Consider the following 22069-nt stretch of genomic DNA (forward strand, 5'->3'; position numbering starts at 1 on the left):
CATTGTCTCCTTAGCTGTTAATGGACGCGGCAAAGTTCACCAGGTAAGAGTCGGTGATACGCTGGCGCAGGGTCAGATCTTCCAGTGGAGGAACCGGGGTGTAGTCGTAATCGATATACAGTTTGCCGGCTTTCAGGGTTTCCGCTGTGTTTGCGGTTTCGTCGTACCAGCAGTCACCGTCAATGATGTAACCCGCTGATTTCATTTCGCGCATTTTGGCTTTGATGCCGTCGATCATGTCGCGAACCAGTGAGGGCGTCATTGGTTTATCGACCGCCCACATATGCGCTTCTGCCATAGTATCGGCCAGCACTTGCGCGGTACGGGTGTAGTTTTCAAACAGGAACAACGTGTCATCGCTGCAGGTACGGTTGCCCCAGAAACGGAAGCCGTCTTTGCGAACCAGCGTGGTGACACAGGCTTCGTTCAGCAGATCGGCGTCAGTGCCGGTCGCCTGCAAATCCCAGAAGACGCTGGCTGAAAGGCCGGTCACCCCGTTCACGCCGACGTTTGACAGCGTTTTATGCCAGCCGATTTCCTGGTCGATTTTGGCGCGTAAGCCCAGAGCGCGAGCGGTGGCATAAGCGATATCCGACTGGCTGGTGGTGGTATTCCAGTTAACAAAGTCCGGCCAGATCAGCATCAGTTCGCGCTGACTGAAGTTTTCGCGGTATTTAATCGCATCGGAAATCGTTTTTGCGCCATAGACGCCGACATAACCAAAGGCACGCAGTTGCTGGCAAACACCTGCCAGCGCGGTTGCGACTGCCTGATTATCCAGACCAGGAACGCCGAGAATGCGTGGTTTAACGCCAAGCTCAGCCTGAGCAGAAAGCAGCGCTTTCATGCCGGTATAACGGCCATTGGCATCAGAACCGCCGATGATATTACTGGTGGTCTCAGCCTCATCTTCGCCCGTGGCAACACGCACCACGACCGTGACCGGTTTACACTGGTCAGCAATCGCCAGAAGCGCTGCGCGCAACGTGCCGCTGGTGCCTGCTTTACCGCTGGCGGCCAGAACATCAGTGATCAGGACCGGAGTATTCAAAGGAAAAACGGTCGCATCCGCATCTTCTGCGGTACAAACCATGCCGATAATTGCTGTGGAAACGGTAGAAATAACGCGGGTGCCGTCGTTGATTTCAACAACTCGTACGCCGTGATGATAATCAGCCATCAGGTTGACTCTCTCTGTTGTGGGTGGTGAAGCAAGGATGCCGGTTCGCAACAGAAAGCGCATTTCATCAGGGGCGTGGGGGCGGTGGCACAACAGAGGGGGGGAATTAGATAATAAAAAAGCCCCCGGAGGGGCTGGAGTCAGGCCGGAATTTCAGGCCAGGTGATGTCTGGGGCGATTGAAAGATCCAGCCGGTTAAGTGCAACGCGATAGGTTTTCCAGGCTTTGAGCAAGATAATTTCTTCATCGCTGGCATCATCAATATCAACGGCATCCTGCAATGGCGTTATAATTTCGTTAGCTGTGGTCATAAATAAATTACGTTTGATTACCGCATGCTCAATGAGCTCTTCGCTTGTAAAAATACGTTCGGTAATTTTCTCTCCATCAAAGATCCATTTCCCACCATTGCTACGACTTTCAAACTTTTCCGGAACCACATTAACTTCCGCCAGGAAAAAAGATTGAGGCCACAGGGTGCTTGCATCGTAACTTGCTGAGTTTATTAATCCCATTTGATCGAAAGTGATCTTTAAAGTTTCCGAAGCTAGTTGTTTCTGCAGTTCGTACCAGTCGTTTCCCTTTGGGTCTTCAAGGAACATGATGCTGTGCGAATCAGCGAGCAATTTTTCAGCTTCATTGATATTTTCTTTTAATTCAAATGGGCCATAAATTTTATTTTTCATGCGTAACCTACTGTATACCAGTTACCGTTAACGGCTTTTTGTAATGGTCGCAGACGAATCCAATAGTTTGAACTCCCTGCATCTTTGAAAGATGTCATGACCCCGCCAGCCATACGTTCATTGTTACCACGCTCCTGAAATTCCGTGGATGTCCCCAGTCTGATGTCACTGACATAATTGTTTGCAACCCAACTATAGGTTGCCAGTTGTACAACTTCAGAGGTGGTCGAGTGCCGCATATAAGGGGCTTGTACATTGCCAACAATAAAACCTGCAACACTGCAAGTATCTTGCGCAATTGCATTAATGGCAGCCGGGGTCGGCGGATTATTTGAGCTATAAACCCGAACACCGCCGTTGGATTCATAGAGCGCCCCTACAGCAACAATATTTCCATTAGCGTGAATTTCCCCCGGGCTACTGAAACCACCGTTATTAGAATCGAAAAACCATGCTGTAGATCCCCCGTTATCACCAACAACATGTATTACAGCACTGGGAAAATGAGCATCACCAGCGGTGTATGCACCAAAACTGACGGATGCCGCGTAGCCGTATGTTTGGGTTTGGACGATCCCTTTAAGAAAAGGAGAATAATTACTTACACCAGCGGGGACTGCGTATCCGTAAGGGATCAGGAACGGTGCAAAAGGTTGCGAATATTGGGTTGCAAAGCCACCGACTCCCTCCCATGTTCCTGGTTTAATCTTGTAACGGGATGCATTTTCCAGGTATCCCACATTGCCGCCTGTTGCAGGCACTGCACCCACATTACCAGCTGACAAGTTAATATCCGCCGTACCATCAAACGCGACTCCTGCTATTTTCCTTGCCGTCGCCAGCTTAGTCGCTGCAACAGCTGTTCCGCCGGAGGGTAAGCGCCCGTTTGCATTATCATTCGCAGCTTTCACCGCTTTTGGCGTTGCCGCCAGAACTTCGCTTGTGCTATCCACCGCGCTGCTCAGCTGCACAAAACCTTTTGCGGTCAGCGTACCGTCGGGGTGACGCCGTGAGGCTTCATGTTCTGCCAGCAGATTATTGACGTATTCTTCGGTCGCAATAATCAGGGTGTCGTCAATGGTCAGGCTGACCGCATCGGTATCTGTGACGGTTAACACCATGCGCAGGGTTTGTGTCCGGCCGGAACCTTCCTCCAGCGTGGGTTTATAGCTGTCGGCCATATTACTGACGGCAATGAGTTCTCCTTCTGCAGAAAACAGTCCCATCTCACGCATCCAGAAACCGCCGACTTCTGCCGGGATAATGGCTTCGGCAATAATCCAGTTGGCATTTTTGTTGTCGATTTTGATGGAGTTCAGTTTTAGACGGTAGGTTTCATGGACCAGTGCCGTCTGCCCCACAGAGGGCTCAGTCGCGTTGCCATTACCATCACCGACGGCCAGATGGGTAATATTGACGTCTTTTCCGCTTTCGATGGCTGATGCTATGCGCGCCTGCCCAAGCGTGGTGACGACGGATTTAAATTTGCTCATAAGATTCCTTATCAGTCCGGATAAACAGTGAGTATTTCTGCGTCATACATTGCCGCGGCGAGATAGACGGTGCCGGGAATGTCCTGAGTAATCGTCAGTCCGATCAGATGACGGCTGGCGGGTTTCGCATCATCAATTAGTCGCTCCATTTCTTCGTACATGGCTTCGTCAATCCCGGAATCGAGAACACCGATGTCGAGTTTGAACGTGCCAGGCGGGTCATTGGTTTCCCACCATTCGGTGACGTTAATGACATATCCGAGAGGCTCGACCACGCGTTTGATGGCGCTGATGGTGCCTTTATGCTGATGAATGAACCAGGCAGACTGAATCACGCTGCGTTTTGTCGCCGTTGGCCATTCGCTGTCCCAGCGGTCAACAGAAAGTGCCCATGCCAGATAAGGTAAAAATTTGGCGGGGCAGGTCTGCGGGTTCCATAATGTTTTTAGCGGAACATTCACACGGGCCAGTTCAGCGCAGGCTTCTGCGGCTGCCAGTTCCAGCGCGGAAGAACCACTGGGCAGCAACCTGTTACTCATCGGAGCCTCCCACTGTAATCACGTAATTTGTGCAGTAAGAGGCTTGTGTGCTGTCGAGCACAATGTCAGCGGCCGGTTTAGCAAGCTCCACACGCTGGACACCTTCGACATGCAGCGCCGCATAGATGGCCGAAAGCCGGATATCGCGTCCCAGACGATGCTGATCGCTGATATAAGATTTCAACTTTTCTTCGGCTGCCAGGGTGATAGGTTCAGACTCAGGCCCCGGAAACAGGTAGAGCGTGGCATCAATCTCATAGGGGACGACGCTGGCAGACTGAACCAGAACACGGTCGGCAACAGGCCGGACATTTTCGTCGTTCAGCGCGATACGAACTTTCGTTAACAGGTCTTCCGGAGCGATACCATCGGCTTCACGTGACAGTACAGAAATGGTGACATTCGCTGGAGACGGGCTGATAACCGAGATGTCCGCCACCCGGCCATCGGCAGACAAACCGTGGAACTCGTATGACCCGGACGGACCGGCAACGCTCATTCCTTCAAAGGCCTGCGGAATTCGGGTGCGGAAATCTGCATCACTTTCCATGACAGCTGCGACTGGCGGAACTTTGGTGTTATCAGCAGGCGTCAGCACCAGTCGTTGTACGCCATTGTTCGCCGCCAGCTGATCCAGATCGCTGCCTGTCGCATACGCCACCATTACCGCGCGGGCGGATTCGTTAACTCGCTGGCGCAGGATCAGTTCGCGGTAAGCGTTCTCCTGCAACAGCTTGACCAGCGGTTCGGATTCCAGCGTCAGTGTCCGGCTGATGGCTTCCTGCTGGTCGGCGGGATAGAGCGAAATCAGCGTCGTTTTACGTTCTTCAAGCAGGGTTTCATAATCCAGTTGTTCGACCACATCGGGGGCCGGTAACTGGCTCAAATCGATCGTTGCCATAAGTGTCAGCTCACAGGAATATTCAGGGAAAAATCCGTCGCCGTATCGTTACGGCTTCCGGTCAGTTCAATCACCATCTTGCCGTCGTAGCCGGTGTCAAAAGTGATAGCAGTCAGTGAAACGCGGGGTTCCCACTGCAACAGGGCGGTGTAACACACGGCCATCATCTGTAGCCGCAGGGCGCCGTTTTGCGGCTGATCAATCAGCTCCGACAGCAGCGAGCCGTAATTACGGCGCATCACTCTTGAGCCCACCGGCGTATTCAAAATATCGCTGACGGACTGGCGAATATGGTCGAGATCTTCGATAGCCAGACCGCTATTTCTGTCCATCCCCAGGTATTTCGGATTGCTCATTGCGGGCCTCCTGTCTGACCGCCACCGGTCTGAACACCGCTGTGGCGATGGGTATGCACAACGATGCCGTTGGATGTCAGGCTGCCGCCGCTATGGATTAAGTTGCCGGTCAGCGTGCCACCTTGTTTCACTTCAAGGGATCCGGTGGTCAGCTTGCTTGTGCAAACTACTTCCGGCGTGTCCAGCGTGATGCGGGTGCTGGCGGTGCAGCGGATTTCGGGCGCTGTTACCTCCACTTTCTGCGATGCGTTGATGACTGCGGTTTTAATTCCCGTCACTTTTAAAGTGCTTTGTGCCGGTTCGTATTCAAAAACGGCGCCGTCCGGGAAGGCCAGATGAAGGGCATCTGGCGAAGCCGATGGCGCGGGTGAGGCATCGGAGAAAACGGCGGGTAAGACGAACGCCGTATTCAGTTCGCCGCCCATCGAGAGCAGCAAAACCTGCTCGCCGACGGAAGGCGCCCACCAGCTGCGCGTGCGGCCAGCGCGGTGCGTCATCCACGGCAGCCACGCCGTTACGTTGCTGCCCGTCGCGACGCGGCAACGTGCGTTGGCCAAATCCAGTTCTGAGACGTTGCCGATGCGCACCAGATTGCCAATCAGCCGCATTATGTCGTTGAGTTGAAGAGTCGTATTCATGGGATAAAGGATGCCGTTTCAGAGGGTTGAGCGACAACCGGTGACCGTTCGTCAGCGGCTGACACAACAAGGTTTACCGTGTCACACCGTCCAGCTGCTGATCAGTTCTCCGTTGAGATAAACCTCACGCGGCAGCGTCACGTTTTCCGGCAATGGGGGTTCAGGCAGATGCGTGATGGTGCGGACATCTTCTGAATCTGAAACCTGCACGCGCTCAGTCAGTTGCAGCGTCAGGACCAGACTGTTCGCCTGCTGAGTGAAAGTGAAATCACTCAGTCGGTGCGCCGCGTTGCCGAGGATCTCAGGCTGATTAACCTGCAGCCAGTCGAGGACGGTGACCACGACCAGATCGACCAGTATTTCGCTGATCGCTTCATCCGTAATCGTCACTGTCAGCGGATAGCGATATTCAAAAGACAGCGAAGGTGCCGATGTGGCCACCACGTTGCCGGCGCCGGTAGTCAGGGCCAGTTTTTCCGGTGACGCAGTAAGCTGAGGGATTTGTTCAGTCAGCCGTTGTTGCAACTGAATCGGTTTTTTCATGTTGTGCCTCCTGACACTTTTTGATGGCTTCGATTTGTAAGCCGCAATCCATCAGCGCAGATTCCAGCTGGAGAATGTCGGCGCTCAGATCTTCATTGGTGACCGGTTTGCTGGCCGGGATCGGGCATGAGCTGACCGCCGGACAGCCAACGTAAATAATCGATGGCGGAGCTGAAGGCGGGACGCTGGTGCAGCCGGCTAACATCAGCAGGCAGCCCGGTATCAGCCCACTGACGGGTTTGCAGATTTTCATGGAGGCTCCTCTGCCTTTGTTTTTCGCGGCTTTGCATCATTTTCCGGGCCGTGCTCAGGTCTTCACGTAACGCCAGCTCAGCCTGCTCGCGCTGGCGCATTTGCTGGTTGAGGTCGGTGATCAGCTGATCCCGTTGCTGCACCTGAGCCGCCAGGGCATCGCGTTGCAGACCAGCGTTGTTGAGGTCGTGCTGTAACGAACGATTGGAAAGCAGCAGGATGGCGATCAGCAATACCATCCCGGCCAGAAGGGCCGGTAACAGGCGCATTCAGACCCCTTTCAGGCAGACGGCACGCTCGGCATTACGCCTGCGTTCCAGTCCGCGATTACGTTCACCATTAACGAAAACCCAGCGCGGGAGCTGATCACAAGCTTTCTGCCACTGCTGCTGGTTGATGAAAAATGCCAGCGTGGATTGACAGGCTGCACCGGTACCAACGTTAAAGCTGAATGACACGACGGCATCAAAAACCGGCTGTGGCATGGTTACCGGCATACATTTTTTAATGGCACGCTCGGTCTGCTGAATATCTGCCAGCAGGTTTTCAGCGGCCTGATGTTCGGTAATGGTTTGTGCCGGTTTAACTCCTGCCGTGTGGCCGATGCCGCTGGTCCATACACCGGCACTGCACTGGTAGGGCTGCAGCTGACAGCCTTCAAAATCGGTGATAAGCCGCAATCCTTCTGCCGACACCTGCAGTGACAGATAGCCCGGCAATACCGCCATCAGCCCTAACACGACGGCAGCACTACAGCGTTTAAGAGTTGAGGTTTTCATAGGTGTCTTTGCTCAGGCCGCTGCGTGCAAGCAACTGATAGCTTTTGCGCCGGTAATACCAGTTGATCAGAAACGTACCGACCCCGACACCAGAGCCGACCAGAAAGGCGACGTCCTGCGATGTCAGGCTGGCGAGCCAGGTCAGTGAGGTGGCAATAAAATAGGCGCAGCCTGAACTGATACGCTCAGTACTCAGTCCCATAATTTGATCGCCTCCTGAACCGGTTGTTCTGCAATGTCCGGTAAATCAACGGCCGTACCGTGAGGCAATAACGGGCCTAAATCGGCGATGCCTTTATTGGCGGCAAAGACTTTTTCGACGACCGCAGCGGTACGGTTGTAATAACGCCAACATAGGGAATCGAGGGTGTCGCCCTGTTGTGCATAGACTTTCATGGGTTTTCTCCGCGAGTGAGTAGGATCGTCAGTTGATGAGATCAGTCTGCGGAATAGGACGTGGAGCGGCAATCTGGAAGGGATGTGAAACGACTGGCACAACAGAGAAGCAGATAAATAACACAGGGAGAGGGCGGGGCGCTTAGTCCGGAGGGAAACCGGTCGGGCAAGCGCCAACAATGTTGATTACTACCGCCGCAGGGTCTGGCAATCAGTGAGGGTCGTCAGTACTCCCGTTGTAGCAGACTGCGTTCTGGTTCTCGTCAGTCAGCGCCTGACCTGCCAGTTCTGAAATCAGCGACATCATGACCAGAAATTCTTTTGGATTGCATTGGGCTGTCTGCGATATGTCTGCGATCAGTTGTATCCTGGACAACGTTAGCTGTTGTTTAGTCAGGTTTTCCATTTTCTCCCCTTGCCAGATACTGTGTTTATATACAGTATTCTTTAATTGATCTAATACGTCAACACTCAGGGCATTTTAAAATTTATAATTGCTTGAATTTAAGCATGAATTTTTATTGGCACGGTTTTTGTGGTGAGTGCCGGTTATATTCGTCGGAGGCGATCCACAGTTATTGACAGAACTCCAAGGTGAGCGAATCTCCGGCATTTCCACAGAACAAGGCCGGTGACGGACAATCCGCCATTGTTCGGTATGTGTCAGGTAAATAAGCGAAGTACCAAGATGCGGCGCGTAAATGCCGATGACTTTATGACGGGGCTCGCCCCAGGCATTGGTTTCCCCGCTGAGCTGGCGCGCAACGCGAACCGTTTGCTCTTTTCGCGGAATGTGTATGCCGCCCTGTGCCTGAATATAACCGGCAAAATCCCCCTGGTCGGCGGCGCTGCGGACGTCCTCAACGCGTGTATCAAAGCGGCTGTTCAGACTCTGATGTCTGATCCGCCGGCATTCACGCCACGCGCCGACGGCAGGAATGCCAATGGCGTGAAATTGTGGGATCCGCCACGTCGATGCCCATGAGGTGACCGCAGTCGCGACATCAGTAAGCAGGCGTCCGGAGTCAAAATCCTTTTCGCCATCAAGCGCATAACCATCAATATTCTTGGAGACGTATTTCGCAATGTAACCCGCCGCACCGCCGCGGTTCAGCGGCTTACAATTAAAACGTGACTCCGCAGCGCCTGGCTCATCCGGATCTTCTTCCAGTGCGTAACGGCGCATTACTTCAGTCACCTTTTGCTGCTGATCCGCTGGTGTGAACAGCATCATGTGCCAGTGCGGGGTGCCGTCGTGATGCGGTTCGACGACGCGCACACCGTACACTTTCAGGTTCCGGTCTTTAAACGTGGTGCGGATTTTTGCCCAAACCGCGACCAGATAACGTTGTGCATCTTTGGGTGTAAACGCGTGCTGATCCCATTTCTGGTTAAAAATGGGTGATGATCCGGCGCCAGTCGTTTTCACCGGATGGTATTTTGAAGGTGTGGTCAGCGTGATAAACAGGCCGCGGTCCCGCTGCTGGTCAGCAACATCTTCGATACCGGCGATCAGCGTCATCAGTTCCATACGGCGAAGTTTAGGGTTGGAAATGCTGGCTAATACGGTCTCCAGCAGGCTCAGTGTTTCCCCTGATTCGACATTTTCGAGCTGGCATTGTTTCAGGTAATTAATGGCGGATAAGCGGCGTGACACCACATCACGGATGGCGTTTTTACTCGCATATGGCGATGTTGTGCGGCTCACATAACCGCAGGCAATCATCAGGGCTTCGCGCCATAAACGTTGTTTTGAACGCAGCTGTTTTTCCCACCATTCACCACTGACCAGACGGGAAATACTGGCGACGGCTGAATGTGCGGTCATACGGCCTTTTTGCCATCTCTGCCAGTAAAGAGGCTGTACGCGACACGAGCGGGCCATCGCGGCGATATGCCCGTAAATCTCGTGCTGCGTGCTGTCTTGCAATAACACGTCGGGTTGATCAGGTCGATTTTGCAGCCAGCGTTCACAGTGATATTCGTAAGCATCTTGCATATGCACTGCCAGCTTGCTGGCCAGCCTTCTCAGGCTGTCATCATTAAGATCAGGCAGGCGGTTAAACATTTCTTCTTCCATGAGGAGCTTTTGCGAGATCTGACGGTTCAGGGTGTTTCGCGCATTCACCTGCTGAATCCGCGGCCACAAACGCTGCGTAAATACTGTCATCAGAAAATGGACCGCCGCGCGGACTCCCTTTGTTTTCAGCAAAAACGCATACCGCTGATGTAAAGGCGTACGCAGACAGCGAGGCAATGCTGCCATCCGGGAAAGGGCTGTTTGCTGGCGCAGGCAGAAATCACGGTTAAGCGGTTTTTCCAGCGGACTGCTGAGCGCCGGTCGCGGGGCATTCCACTCCCATTTCCCTGCGAACAATTGCCCCGCTGCCCGGTTAAAAGCCGGCGGCGGGGAAGGCATTACTCTGCCTCTGTTATCTGACATGTTTATTTCCGAAAAATAGAATACAAAAAACCTTCTGGAAATAAGTTTATTTCCAGCGCAGACACGAAAATTAATAGCATTAATCTGAGGGTTTATACGGGGCGATAATTCTTTCTTTTAATTTCCTCAATTTCCTGGCACTCAATACATCGCTGTACGCCGGGAATGATTTTCCTGCGTGGCTCCGCAATGGGAGTGTCACAATCCACGCAGAAGAAGGCAGACGGCGAAGGCTGCGTGCGGGTAGCCTGCGTAATCTGTGCTTGAAGGATTTTTAACTGATACTCCTGCGATTCATCTATCCAGTCTGCCATCAGTAAAGTTCTCCTTTAAATATCGCCGTGAAATGGCGTAGTGATAATAAGGCCTGTGTTATTTTCATTTGTTCCTCATCATTTAATTGTGAATATGTCAGTAAGGTATGATGACGTTTAAGGCCGGCATGAAAACATAAGGTAAGTTTCCATTTTTCACTGGCCTGATCATAAATAACCTCAACCGGATCCTTACTCTGAGCGAAATAAATTTCTTTCAGATGAGCGATATGGCGCAGTCCGGTCTGGCGCTGCTGCTCTGTTCCTAAAAACATCGCGTCTCCTTATTTCTCCACGACGCCGTAAATTTGGTATCATGGTCGTCAGTCGGTACATTACATAATCAATCTAAGCTTGCATTTGCGAGTTGTCAAGATGATATTTACAGATTCAGGGGTTTTCGCCAGATGCAATTAGATGAACTTGAAGGTGGAAAAGCTGTTCTGACGCGTATGCTTCAGGCTTACGGCTTTAGCATGCAAAAGGAGCTGGGGGATCTGTACGGTTTGTCATCTGGAACGATAAGTACCTGGGTAAGAAGAGATTATTTCCCAGGTGATGTGGTCGTGGCCTGTGCGCTGGACACCGGCGTGTCATTACGCTGGCTGGCGACAGGCAAAGGCAACATGCAGGATTCAGCGCTTTCAGGCGCAGCAGCATCCGGTGATATCCGTCAACTTAAAAAATTGAGATTGCGTGGCGGAGCGCTGGAAGAAGAGGGCGTCTGGTCTGTTGATCCTTCGCTGCTGGATGACTCGCTGACTCAACCGGCTTATGTTGTGAAAGGCCATCACTCGTGGATTATTGATCTGGGCAGTACCCATCCGGGCAATGGCCGCTGGTTGCTGGATATCGATGGTGATCTGGATGTTTACGATGTGGCCCGTATTCCCGGTAACCGACTCAGCGTGACGCGTCAGGAAAGCCATTTCGAGTGTGGCGTGGATGAAGTGACTGCCCTGGGGCAGGTCTTTATTACTCTGGATCGTAACCTTTAAATTTCGTTTCCTCAGCAGCATCCCCGTTGCTGAGGGCATTCCCTGCCTCATTCTCTCTTTACCTTGTCCTGAATTCCCATGACTTCCCTGTTAACCCGTATGTAACAATTACGGTACACCTCTTTGGGTTAAGATTCTCTTTATGTAAATATAACTTTCCATTACTTGCTTGGTTACGTTGTATTGGTAATGTTATGTTTACAAGTAAGGCTTGATAAGTTTACGTGCTGTGTTAATGTTGTCCGCAGATGCCTCTGTGGCAGCCCATTTTCCTTATAGCGGAACACGATCATGCAAAAAGACGCCCTGAATAATGTTCACATCACTGCTGAACAAATCCTTATCACTCCTGAAGAGTTGAAAAACCGTTTTCCTTTAAGCATCAGCGACGAAAACAGTATTTCCGAAGCACGTAAAACCATCGCCGATATCGTGCATGGACGTGATCCTCGCCTTCTGGTGGTGTGTGGCCCTTGTTCAATTCATGACGTTGATGCCGCGCTCGATTACGCACGCCATCTGAAAACACTGGCGGCTGAGCTGAGCGATCGTTTGTACATCGTGATGCGCGTTTACTTTGAAAAACCACGTACCACTGTCGGCTGGAAAGGGTTGATTAACGATCCACACATGGACGGTACGTTTGATGTGGAAGCAGGGCTGCATATTGCCCGTGATTTGCTGCTGCAACTGGTCGGCATGGGTTTACCGCTGGCAACTGAAGCGCTGGATCCAAACAGTCCGCAATACTTAGGCGATCTGTTCAGCTGGTCAGCAATCGGTGCGCGTACCACGGAATCTCAGACACACCGTGAAATGGCGTCTGGTCTGTCAATGCCAGTTGGCTTCAAGAACGGCACCGACGGCAGCCTGGGCACGGCGATCAACGCCATGCGTGCAGCTGAGATGGCGCACCGTTTTGTGGGCATTAATCAGGCCGGGCAAGTTTGCCTGTTGCAGACTCAGGGCAACCCGGACGGGCATGTGATTTTACGCGGCGGTAAGACACCAAATTACAGCGAGCAGGACGTTCAGGCTTGTGAAAAACAGATGACCGACGCGGGACTCCGTCCTTCCTTGATGATAGATTGCAGTCACGGTAACTCAAACAAAGACTATCGTCGCCAGCCTGTTGTGGCTCAGTCCGTCATCGACCAGATTAAAGCCGGTAACCGCTCTATCACGGGGCTGATGCTGGAAAGTCATCTGAACGAAGGCAGCCAGTCTTCTGAACAACCGCGTTCAGCCATGAAATACGGTGTGTCTGTAACGGATGCCTGTATCAACTGGGAAACGACTGAAGACCTGCTGCGTACCATGCATCAGGAACTGGGCGATGCGCTGGCGGCACGAATCGCAGGAGAGTAAGTTTTTATGGTGGCAGAACTTAACGCGTTGCGCGATCAGATCGACGACGTTGATAAAGCGTTGTTAGATCTCTTATCACGGCGTCTTGCGCTGGTGGCGGAAGTCGGTGAAGTCAAAAGCCGTTATGGTTTGCCGATTTATGTGCCTGAACGTGAAGCAGCGATGCTGGCTTCACGTCGTCAGGAAGCGCAAAACCTCGGTGTTCCGCCGGATCTGATTGAAGATGTATTGCGCCGCGTGATGCGTGAGTCCTACTCAAGCGAAAACGATAAAGGCTTCAAGACGCTGCATCCGGCACTGCGACCGGTGGTGATTATCGGCGGGAACGGGCAGATGGGGCGTTTGTTCACCCGTTTGCTGGAGCTTTCCGGTTATCAGGTGAAAGTGCTGGAGCAGGAAGACTGGCCGCAGGCAGAAACATTGCTGGCGGATGCCGGAATGGTCATCGTCAGTGTACCGATCCATCTGACCGAAGAAGTGATTGCACGTCTGCCGAAACTTCCTGAAGACTGTATTCTGGTGGATCTGGCGTCGGTGAAAAACCGTCCGCTGCAGGCAATGCTGGCAGTGCATGAAGGCCCGGTACTTGGCCTGCATCCGATGTTCGGTCCGGATGTCAGCAGCCTGGCTAAACAGGTGGTGGTGTATTGCGATGGCCGCGAACCTCAGGCATATCAGTGGCTGCTTGAACAGTTGCAGGTCTGGGGCGCACGGTTGCATAAAATCAGCGCCGTCGAACATGATCAGAATATGGCGTTTATTCAGGCATTGCGCCACTTCGCAACCTTTGCGTATGGTCTGCATTTGTCAGAAGAGAATGTGCAGATCGAGCAATTGCTGTCACTGTCTTCACCGATTTACCGCCTCGAACTGGCGATGGTCGGGCGACTGTTTGCGCAGGATCCGCAGCTTTATGCTGACATTATTATGTCGTCAGAAAGCAATCTGGCGCTGATCAAACGATACTATCAGCGTTTTGGTGATGCGCTTGCTCTGCTTGAAAGCGGCGATAAACAGGCGTTTATCGACAAATTCAGAAAGGTTGAGCACTGGTTTGGCGATTATGCACCACGCTTCCTGAAAGAAAGTGGTGCGCTGCTGAGACAGGCTAACGACAACCGTAAGTAAGTTGTCCTGAAATGAAAAAAGGGCGCTGCCATTGTGTGCAGCGCCCTTTTTGTTTGCGGTAAATTACAGGTTGTTTGTGAAATTATAAATCAACAGAGACGACGTTCTCGCTTGGATAACAGCCGAGCACTTTCAGCGAACGGGTGATCGGAGCCAGATCCTTCAGCGCCTTTTTCATCTCTTCAGAACGCAAGTTGGCCTGCACATCGATATAAAACATCTCTTCCCATGGATTGCCGTTAATCGGGCGAGATTCCAGTTTGGTCATGATGATGCCCTGATCGCGCAGCACCAGCAGCGCATTCACCAGCGCACCTGCCTGCTGGCCGGTCGCCATAATCAGCGTGGTTTTTGCCGGAACCTGATCTGTGACTTCAATTGCCTTGCGTGCCAGGATAATGAAGCGGGTAATGTTTTCCTGCTGGTTCGCCAGATTATGTTCAAGCACCTGCAGTTTATATAACGCACCACCGGCTTCGCTGCCGAGCGCTGCCACGTGTGGAGAATTGGCCGCGGCCACTTTTTCCATCGCCGCCGCAGTGCTTTCGCAGTATTCAATTTTCCAGTGAGGGAAGCGGTTGATGAACTGACTGCATTGCTGGAAAGGCTGAGGATGGCTGTAAACCGTCTGGATCTGCGACAAATCCGTGTCGGTCGCGACCAGTACGCAATGATTGATAGGATTGGTCAGCTCACCCACAATCGACAGGCTGGTGTGTTGCAGCAGGTCATAAACGTCATTGATTGAACCGGAGCTGGTATTTTCAATCGGCAATACGGCGTAATCGGCCTGACCGGTTTCTACCTGAGAGAAGATATCCTGGAATTTCTGGCAGCCACATTCGATGAACTGGTCGAAATGGCGGGCGGCAAACTGGCGTGCGGCAAGATGTGAATAAGAACCTTTCGGGCCGAGGAAAGCGATACGGGCGGAATCAGAAGGGGTTTTATTCAGATGTTGCTGGAGCAGAGCCTGCTGGGTCAGAACGGAATCTTCAATGATCAGCTGATACACGCGGGTGATGTAATGACCGTCCAGCCCCTGTTTTTTCCCTTCCTGAATCAGTGCGTTAATCAGTTCAATTTCACGTTCTTTGTCGCGGATCGGGCGGTGAGAGTGCATTTTGGATTGCGCGACTTCTATCGCCATCGTGCGTCGTTCTGCCAGCAGAGCCAGCAGTTTCAGGTCTAATGCGCTGATGCGTTCGCGCAGTGCCAGTAATGAGTTCTCGGTCATGTTGTTACCCTTTTTGATGTTCTTTCTTTCAGCAAAATGTGTAAAACGCAGGCATAAAAAAAGCCCCCTTTTCAGGAGGCTTTGTTGTTCGTCTTCGCATTCATTCTTTCGCGACGAAACGCCTCCCAATCAGGGGAAGGTAAAAAAGAATGCGAAGAAAAACAGACGGGTATTCATGTGAGCGTTGTTTCCATAAGTTTGAGCAGAGTCTTAAAGTAACCGCTGGCTTTTCCCTGTGTCAATAAGATTTCCTCAGGACACAAAAAACGCGCTCCTGAGAGCGCGCTGTGAACTGCCTTTCCGATAAGCCGGTTATTCCTCTTCTTCCTGCACCGGTTCCAGATTGAGTTCTTTGACGCCAGATTCTGCACGGCGGGCTTCACCCTTGTGCTGCGCTTTGTTGAGCTGACGCTCAAGCTTGGCGGTCATGTCGTTAATCGCAGCGTACATATCATCGTGCGTAGCACTGGCAACCAGTTTCCCGTTTGGTGTACTGATGGTCGCATCGGCGACAAATCCCTGAGGTTCTTTCGACAGGATTATATGCGGGTTAATGAGCTGAGTTTGCCATTTATCCAGTTTTTTCAGACGGCCTTCGATGTGTTCACGAATCGCGGCGGTGATGTCCATTTGTTTACTGGTAATGTTGACTGTCATATGACTTACCTCTCTTATTTCCGTCTCCGATGAATCCAACATACCAGCCTTTTTTATGAAATGCCTGTCCAAAACCACGGTTTTTTGTCACTTTTTGTCAACTTTGGCGTTTATGTGACCCAGGGTAATTAATGGCGGGAAAGGCCTTGAGACTTCACTGAGGAGCAGGCATGATTGATAGGATCAGTGCATTATCTTCTGCGTTTTTTAACCTGTTTTTTCGTTCATCACGTTCACTCTTCTCTGACTTTTCCCGAATCAAAGCCAAAAAAAACGGCAGCCTGAGCTACCGTTTGTGTGTACGGACATTTTAAAATTATGCTGCGTTATTGGCCGCAATAATTTTCGCAACTTTATCAGCCTGGTTGTTCAGCTGCAGTTCACGATAGGCACTTTCCATCAACGGCAGCGCGTCATGCGTCGCTTTCGTATCCGGGTAATCTTTCAGCATTTGCTCAACACGGTTAACAACAGCGACGTAAGCACCGCGTTTAGTGTAGTATTGCACCACTGACAGCTCGTATTTCGCCAAACGATCTTTCAGGAATACCAAACGTTTAGTCGCATCAGTGGCGTACTGGCTGTTTGGATACGTGTGGATCAACTGGCTGAAATCGCGGAATGCTGCACGCGCATGCTGCGGATCACGGTCTGAACGATCAACACCGAAGAATCCTTGCAGCGCACTGTCATCCAACGCCATATCCGTTAAACCACGCATATACATGACGTAGTCGATGTTTGGATGGGTTGGGTTCAGGCGCATAAAGCGATCAATAGAAGCCTGAGCCATTGGCAAGTCAGCAGACTTGTAATAGGCATAAATCAGATCTAACTGAACTTGCTGCGAGTAAGGCCCAAACGGATAGCGGTTATCCAGCGCTTCTAATTGCGCAATCGCGCCTTTAAAGTTACCGTCCTGCAGCTTTTGCTGGGCAGTGGCATAAAGGACGTTAGGCGGGTTATCGGGAACCGTTTCTTTGGAACTGGAGCAACCGACCAGCGCCAGGCTCAACGTGGCTGCTGCCACCAGATATTTCACACGCGTCATGACGTTTTGATTATCCTCAGGTGTTATTCTGGGAGACTGTCCGTTAAGCTCCCGACAAAGACCAGCTACAATAGCACATTATTTTAAACGGCATCGCCGTGAAAACCCAACGTTAACCAAGAAGCTGCATATGGCACAACAAGTACAACTCACCGCAACGGTGGCCGAATCTCAACTCGGTCAACGGTTAGATCAGGCTTTGGCCGAATTGTTCCCTGATTATTCAAGATCTCGCATAAAAGATTGGATCCTTGAAGACAGGGTCACGGTCAATGGCAAAAAAGTGACCAAACCAAAAGAAAAAGTGTTGGGTGGCGAGGCTATCGCAATCGATGCGCAAATTGAAGAAGAAGCGCGTTGGCTGCCACAAGATATCGCTTTAGATATCGTGTATGAAGATAACGATATTTTAGTCATCAATAAACCCCGCGATCTGGTTGTTCATCCGGGTGCAGGGAATCCTGATGGCACGGTACTTAATGCATTGCTGCATTATTACCCGGCAATCATTGATGTTCCGCGCTGCGGCATTGTTCACCGTCTCGATAAAGACACCACGGGTCTGATGGTCGTCGCGAAATCAGTTCCTGCGCAAACGCATCTGGTCACTGCACTTCAGGCGCGTGAAATCACCCGCGAATATGAAGCAGTCGCTATTGGTACAATGACGGCAGGCGGCACAGTGAATGAGCCGATTGCGCGCCATTCCACCAAGCGTACGCACATGGCGGTTCATCCGACCGGCAAACCGGCGACCACACACTATCGCATTATGGAGCATTTCCGTGCTCATACGCGTCTGCGTCTGCGTCTGGAATCCGGCCGTACGCATCAGATCCGCGTACATATGGCACATATTAACCATCCTCTGTTGGGTGATCAGCTTTATGGTGGCCGTCCGCGTCTGCCAAAAGGCGCTTCCGAAGCATTTATCAATATGCTGCGTAGCTTTGATCGTCAGGCTCTTCATGCGACCATGCTGCGTCTTTATCATCCGGTAACCGGTATTCAGATGGAATGGCATGCGCCACTTCCGCAGGATATGGTTGACCTGATCAATGCGCTTAAAGCGGATACCGAAGAGTTCAAGGACCAGATGAACTGGTAATGAGCCTGCTTATCCAGCCTCAGTGGCCGCAACCGGCATCGGTGCGGTCATGTGCGACAACCCGCAAAGGAGGCGTCAGTCTGCCTCCTTACGGTTCGCTTAACCTCGGCAGTCATGTCGGGGATTCTCCTGAGCATGTTGCGCTGAACCGCCAGCGGTTGATTGAACTTGGCGGTCTGCCTGATTCGCCACACTGGCTTGAGCAGGTTCATGGCACCGACGTGCTTCGTTTATCATCGCAAACTCCCCTTATTCCGACACAGATTGCCGATGCGGCCTATACCCGCGAGCCAGGCGTTGTCTGTGCAGCAATGACAGCCGATTGTTTACCGGTTCTGTTTTGCAGTAAAAACGGCGATGAAGTGGCTGCAGCGCATGCGGGCTGGCGTGGTTTGTGTGCAGGCGTGTTGGAAAATACGGTTGCCTGCTTTGAGGCTGCTCCTGCAGAAATCATGGCGTGGATGGGACCGGCAATTGGTCCTGCGCATTTTGAAGTCGGCGGAGAAGTGCGTGACGCCTTTTTGGCGGAGAACAGTAATGCATCCGTTGCTTTTACCCCAGCGGGCACCAAATTTATGGCCGACATTTACCTCTTAGCCAGATTGCGTTTACAGGCCGCTGGTCTCACCGCTATTTATGGCGGCGAGTATTGCACTGTGACCGACAGCACCACATTTTACTCTTACCGGCGCGACGGAATTACCGGACGGCTGGCAAGTTTAATTTGGCTGATATAACCTATCGAATCAAGACGATCCATCGCGCATAGCAGCAGTCCTCCTAATATACTGCCAAGATAACCTTGAAAACGTGAGGGTTGACCTCATCTAATCTCCAGTAGCAATTTTGTTCAGTATTGGAGGTGTTATGCGTCTGGATCGTCTTACCAGCAAATTCCAGCTTGCCCTCGCGGATGCTCAGTCACTCGCGCTCGGGCGCGACAATCAATTTATCGAACCTGTTCACCTGATGAGCGCTTTGCTTACTCAGGAAGGTGGGACCGTTCGTCCTTTATTAACTGCGGCTGGGGTAGATACCCAGAAACTGCGCACGGACGTTGATCAGGCTTTGGGGCGTTTGCCGCAAGTTGAAGGTACCGGTGGGGATGTTCAACCATCCAATGAACTGGTACGTGTTTTAAATCTTTGTGACAAATTGGCACAGCAGCGTGCTGATACCTTTATTTCTTCAGAACTGTTTGTTCTGGCTGTGATGAAAGACCGCGGCTCTTTAACGGATGTGTTAAAAGCCTGCGGCGCAACTGCCGAGAAAATTACTGCGGCTATCGATCAAATGCGTGGAGGTGAGAAAGTGGATGACCAGAATGCCGAAGACCAACGTCAGGCATTGAAAAAATTCACTATCGATCTGACCGAACGTGCCGAGCAGGGCAAACTGGATCCGGTCATCGGTCGTGATGAAGAAATTCGCCGAACCATTCAGGTTCTGCAACGGCGTACCAAAAATAACCCGGTTCTTATTGGTGAGCCTGGTGTCGGTAAAACCGCGATTGCGGAGGGGCTGGCACAACGCATCATTAATGGTGAAGTGCCGGAAGGCCTGAAAAATAAACGAGTGCTTTCATTAGATATGGGCGCACTGGTGGCTGGCGCAAAATATCGCGGTGAATTTGAAGAACGTCTGAAAGGCGTGCTGAGTGATCTGGCTAAACAGGAAGGCAACGTCATTCTGTTTATCGACGAATTGCATACCATGGTTGGCGCGGGTAAAGCCGATGGCGCGATGGATGCCGGCAATATGCTGAAACCGGCTCTGGCGCGTGGTGAACTTCACTGCGTAGGTGCGACGACATTAAATGAATATCGTCAGTTTATAGAGAAGGATGCGGCGTTAGAGCGTCGTTTCCAGAAAGTGTTTGTTGCCGAGCCTTCTGTTGAAGACACCATCGCTATCTTGCGTGGCCTGAAAGAACGCTACGAGCTGCATCACCATGTCCAGATTACTGACCCGGCTATCGTTGCGGCGGCGACGTTGTCCCACCGTTACATCTCGGATCGTCAGTTACCGGATAAAGCGATCGACCTTATAGATGAAGCGGCATCCAGCATTCGTATGCAGATGGACTCTAAACCGGAGTCTCTGGACCGTCTCGATCGCCGTATTATCCAGCTGAAACTGGAACAACAGGCATTGAAGAAAGAGTCTGATGACGCCAGTGTGAAACGTCTGGAGATGCTGGAAACCGAACTGAACCAGAAAGAGCGCGAATATTCTGAGCTGGAAGAAGAGTGGAAGGCCGAAAAAGCTTCCCTGACTGGCACGCAGAATATTAAAGCGGAACTGGAGCAGGCGAAGATTACGCTTGAACAGGCTCGCCGCGTGGGTGACCTGGGACGTATGTCAGAATTGCAGTACGGGAAAATACCGGAACTGGAAAAACAGCTGGCAGCAGCCACTCAGGCGGAAGGTAAAACCATGAAGCTGTTACGCAACCGTGTGACAGATGTGGAAATTGCCGACGTGCTGGCGCGCTGGACCGGTATTCCGGTGGCACGCATGCTGGAAAGCGAACGTGAAAAACTGCTGCGTATGGAAGAAGAGTTGCACAATCGTGTGATTGGTCAGAACGAAGCGGTTGAAGCGGTATCGAATGCGATTCGTCGTAGTCGTGCAGGGTTGTCGGATCCAAACCGCCCGATCGGGTCATTCCTGTTCCTCGGTCCGACCGGTGTGGGTAAAACAGAGCTGTGTAAGGCGCTGGCGACATTCCTGTTTAACAGCGATGACGCGATGGTTCGCATCGATATGTCAGAGTTTATGGAAAAACACTCCGTTTCACGTCTGGTCGGTGCGCCTCCGGGTTATGTCGGTTATGAGGAAGGGGGTTACCTGACCGAAGCGGTTCGTCGTCGTCCTTACTCTGTCATCTTATTAGATGAAGTAGAGAAGGCGCACCCTGATGTCTTCAACATCTTATTACAGGTGCTGGATGACGGTCGCTTAACGGACGGGCAGGGCAGAACGGTCGACTTCCGTAATACGGTGGTCATCATGACCTCTAACCTGGGTTCAGACATTATTCAGCAACACTTTGGCGAGGCCAGCTATGCGCAGATGAAAGAATCGGTCATGGAAGTGGTCACACACAGCTTCCGTCCGGAATTCATCAACCGTATAGATGAAGTTGTCGTGTTCCATCCGCTGGGTCATGCGCATATTAAAAACATCGCTAAGATTCAGCTGGAACGTTTGTATAAACGTTTAGAAGAACACGGCTATACGGCAACGCTCACCGAGGCGGCGCTCGAGTTGCTGGGCAATACTGGATTTGACCCGGTTTATGGCGCGCGTCCGTTGAAACGTGCCATCCAGCAGGAGATTGAAAACCCGCTGGCTCAGCAAATTTTGTCTGGCAAGCTGATACCAGGTAAGCCAATTACTGTCGATGTGGAAAATGATCACATCATCGCAAGACAGTAATTAGGTAATAAGGAAGCTAAAACGGGCTCCGGAGCAATCCGGAGCCCGTTTTTTATGCACTTTTTGTTCATTATTAATTCATTTGATGAATTTATGGGCGGTTGGTGAGAAAAGTGAAATTAGCCCTTGCGGCCTGCTGAGAACTCCCTATAATGCCGCTCCATCGACAGGGAACAACGTGAACAACATCACGAAGTAACCGGGTCGGAAAGATTAAAAACAGCGGCAACCGGATGAAATAAACGGTTGACACTGAATGAGGAAAGCGTAATATACGCCACCTCGAGTTAGCAAGCGAAAGCGCGTAACTCACTGCTCTTTAACAATTTATCAGACAATCTGTGTGGGCACTCACAAGACGATATCAGCCACTTCGGTGGCAAAAATATCAAGTCTTAAAGAGTGACCAAGCAGTAATTCATTTAGGTGACTTGTTCACTTATAAGAGTACTACGAAGTTAATTTTTGAGCACCGCTTAACTTGTTTAAGCAAATCGAACTTTTAATTGAAGAGTTTGATCATGGCTCAGATTGAACGCTGGCGGCAGGCCTAACACATGC

The 22069-nt window shown here is 51.5% G+C and carries 25 protein-coding genes, 1 pseudogene and 1 other annotated feature; of the genes and pseudogenes, 6 read left to right on the forward strand and 20 right to left on the reverse strand.

The window, feature by feature from the left end; all coding sequences use genetic code 11:
* Positions 1-10: 10 nt before the first annotated feature.
* The 17 genes and pseudogenes from EC840_RS14800 to EC840_RS14875 form a co-directional block, all read right to left on the reverse strand.
* Entirely contained in the window at positions 11-1180 is a 1170-nt protein-coding gene (locus tag EC840_RS14800; RefSeq protein ID WP_132965887.1) for a phage tail sheath protein, read from the reverse strand.
* A 140-nt stretch (positions 1181-1320) separates the two neighbouring features.
* Positions 1321-1866 (reverse strand): tail fiber assembly protein, encoded by a 546-nt coding sequence (locus EC840_RS14805; RefSeq protein WP_132965889.1) that lies wholly within the window; start codon positions 1864-1866, stop codon positions 1321-1323.
* An 878-nt stretch (positions 1867-2744) separates the two neighbouring features.
* Positions 2745-3359 (reverse strand): annotated as a pseudogene (locus tag EC840_RS25525) (phage tail protein); the annotation flags it as partial.
* A gap of 11 nt (positions 3360-3370) precedes the next feature.
* The gene (locus tag EC840_RS14815; RefSeq protein WP_120163553.1) at positions 3371-3898 is read right to left on the reverse strand and encodes a phage tail protein I; all 528 of its coding nucleotides are present in this window, start codon (positions 3896-3898) and stop codon (positions 3371-3373) included.
* Positions 3891-4799 carry a baseplate assembly protein gene (locus EC840_RS14820; RefSeq protein ID WP_120163554.1) on the reverse strand — a complete coding sequence of 303 codons (909 nt, stop codon included), beginning with the start codon at positions 4797-4799 and terminating at the stop codon, positions 3891-3893. Before EC840_RS14820 ends, EC840_RS14815 begins: the two co-directional genes overlap by 8 nt.
* 5 nt (positions 4800-4804) lie before the next feature.
* Complete coding sequence (locus EC840_RS14825) at positions 4805-5155, reverse strand: GPW/gp25 family protein (protein ID WP_112290622.1); 351 nt, start codon at positions 5153-5155, stop codon at positions 4805-4807.
* Positions 5152-5793, reverse strand: a complete 642-nt coding sequence (locus tag EC840_RS14830) for a phage baseplate assembly protein V (RefSeq protein ID WP_129639208.1) — start codon at positions 5791-5793, stop codon at positions 5152-5154. Before EC840_RS14830 ends, EC840_RS14825 begins: the two co-directional genes overlap by 4 nt.
* Before the next feature lie 81 nt (positions 5794-5874).
* On the reverse strand, positions 5875-6336 hold the full coding sequence (locus tag EC840_RS14835; protein ID WP_132965893.1) for a phage tail protein: 462 nt from the start codon (positions 6334-6336) through the stop codon (positions 5875-5877).
* Positions 6299-6541: an Rz1-like lysis system protein LysC gene (lysC, locus tag EC840_RS25530; protein ID WP_243701073.1), complete on the reverse strand. Its 243-nt coding sequence runs from the start codon at positions 6539-6541 to the stop codon at positions 6299-6301. The genes EC840_RS14835 and lysC overlap by 38 nt, the downstream gene beginning before the upstream one ends.
* Positions 6429-6857 carry an Rz-like lysis system protein LysB gene (gene lysB, locus EC840_RS14840; RefSeq protein ID WP_132965895.1) on the reverse strand — a complete coding sequence of 143 codons (429 nt, stop codon included), beginning with the start codon at positions 6855-6857 and terminating at the stop codon, positions 6429-6431. Before lysB ends, lysC begins: the two co-directional genes overlap by 113 nt.
* Complete coding sequence (locus EC840_RS14845; protein ID WP_132965897.1) at positions 6858-7367, reverse strand: lysozyme; 510 nt, start codon at positions 7365-7367, stop codon at positions 6858-6860.
* Positions 7348-7569: an HP1 family phage holin gene (locus EC840_RS14850; RefSeq protein ID WP_113878072.1), complete on the reverse strand. Its 222-nt coding sequence runs from the start codon at positions 7567-7569 to the stop codon at positions 7348-7350. The genes EC840_RS14845 and EC840_RS14850 overlap by 20 nt, the downstream gene beginning before the upstream one ends.
* Positions 7560-7763, reverse strand: a complete 204-nt coding sequence (locus EC840_RS14855; protein ID WP_112290612.1) for a tail protein X — start codon at positions 7761-7763, stop codon at positions 7560-7562. The genes EC840_RS14850 and EC840_RS14855 overlap by 10 nt, the downstream gene beginning before the upstream one ends.
* A gap of 211 nt (positions 7764-7974) precedes the next feature.
* The gene (locus EC840_RS14860) at positions 7975-8169 is read right to left on the reverse strand and encodes a hypothetical protein (RefSeq protein WP_112290611.1); all 195 of its coding nucleotides are present in this window, start codon (positions 8167-8169) and stop codon (positions 7975-7977) included.
* Between the two features lie 75 nt (positions 8170-8244).
* Complete coding sequence (locus tag EC840_RS14865; RefSeq protein ID WP_243701074.1) at positions 8245-10182, reverse strand: replication endonuclease; 1938 nt, start codon at positions 10180-10182, stop codon at positions 8245-8247.
* Positions 10183-10298: 116 nt separating this feature from the next.
* Positions 10299-10520 carry a TraR/DksA C4-type zinc finger protein gene (locus EC840_RS14870; RefSeq protein WP_112290608.1) on the reverse strand — a complete coding sequence of 74 codons (222 nt, stop codon included), beginning with the start codon at positions 10518-10520 and terminating at the stop codon, positions 10299-10301.
* On the reverse strand, positions 10520-10795 hold the full coding sequence (locus EC840_RS14875; RefSeq protein WP_132965901.1) for a hypothetical protein: 276 nt from the start codon (positions 10793-10795) through the stop codon (positions 10520-10522). Before EC840_RS14875 ends, EC840_RS14870 begins: the two co-directional genes overlap by 1 nt.
* A gap of 132 nt (positions 10796-10927) precedes the next feature.
* On the opposite strand from EC840_RS14875, the gene EC840_RS14880 reads away from it, so the two are divergent.
* From EC840_RS14880 to tyrA, 3 genes are all read left to right on the forward strand, one after another.
* Complete coding sequence (locus EC840_RS14880; protein WP_112290605.1) at positions 10928-11518, forward strand: phage repressor protein CI; 591 nt, start codon at positions 10928-10930, stop codon at positions 11516-11518.
* Between the two features lie 291 nt (positions 11519-11809).
* Entirely contained in the window at positions 11810-12886 is a 1077-nt protein-coding gene (locus tag EC840_RS14885) for a 3-deoxy-7-phosphoheptulonate synthase (RefSeq protein ID WP_112290603.1), read from the forward strand.
* A 6-nt stretch (positions 12887-12892) separates the two neighbouring features.
* On the forward strand, positions 12893-14014 hold the full coding sequence (gene tyrA, locus EC840_RS14890; protein WP_132965903.1) for a bifunctional chorismate mutase/prephenate dehydrogenase: 1122 nt from the start codon (positions 12893-12895) through the stop codon (positions 14012-14014).
* Between the two features lie 82 nt (positions 14015-14096).
* Here the strand turns inward: tyrA and pheA are convergent, their stop codons facing one another.
* The 3 genes from pheA to bamD all read right to left on the reverse strand — a co-directional run bounded on the left by pheA (position 14097) and on the right by bamD (position 16959).
* Positions 14097-15251 (reverse strand): bifunctional chorismate mutase/prephenate dehydratase, encoded by a 1155-nt coding sequence (gene pheA, locus EC840_RS14895; RefSeq protein ID WP_112290600.1) that lies wholly within the window; start codon positions 15249-15251, stop codon positions 14097-14099.
* A gap of 53 nt (positions 15252-15304) precedes the next feature.
* Positions 15305-15429 (reverse strand) — a sequence feature (Phe leader region).
* Between the two features lie 134 nt (positions 15430-15563).
* Positions 15564-15908 (reverse strand): ribosome-associated translation inhibitor RaiA, encoded by a 345-nt coding sequence (gene raiA / locus EC840_RS14900; RefSeq protein WP_112290598.1) that lies wholly within the window; start codon positions 15906-15908, stop codon positions 15564-15566.
* 316 nt (positions 15909-16224) lie between these two features.
* A complete protein-coding gene (bamD, locus tag EC840_RS14905) occupies positions 16225-16959 on the reverse strand; it encodes an outer membrane protein assembly factor BamD (protein WP_112290596.1) in 735 nt (244 codons plus the stop codon).
* 130 nt (positions 16960-17089) lie between these two features.
* On the opposite strand from bamD, the gene rluD reads away from it, so the two are divergent.
* The 3 genes from rluD to clpB all read left to right on the forward strand — a co-directional run bounded on the left by rluD (position 17090) and on the right by clpB (position 21508).
* Positions 17090-18067, forward strand: coding sequence for a 23S rRNA pseudouridine(1911/1915/1917) synthase RluD (gene rluD, locus EC840_RS14915; RefSeq protein WP_112290595.1), 978 nt, complete (start codon positions 17090-17092; stop codon positions 18065-18067).
* Entirely contained in the window at positions 18067-18804 is a 738-nt protein-coding gene (gene yfiH, locus EC840_RS14920) for a purine nucleoside phosphorylase YfiH (protein WP_132965905.1), read from the forward strand. The genes rluD and yfiH overlap by 1 nt, the downstream gene beginning before the upstream one ends.
* A gap of 130 nt (positions 18805-18934) precedes the next feature.
* Complete coding sequence (clpB, locus tag EC840_RS14925) at positions 18935-21508, forward strand: ATP-dependent chaperone ClpB (RefSeq protein WP_132965907.1); 2574 nt, start codon at positions 18935-18937, stop codon at positions 21506-21508.
* Positions 21509-22069 lie beyond the last annotated feature (561 nt).

The organism is Rahnella sp. JUb53, from assembly GCF_004346065.1.
In the GTDB taxonomy this organism is placed as follows: domain Bacteria; phylum Pseudomonadota; class Gammaproteobacteria; order Enterobacterales; family Enterobacteriaceae; genus Rahnella; species Rahnella variigena.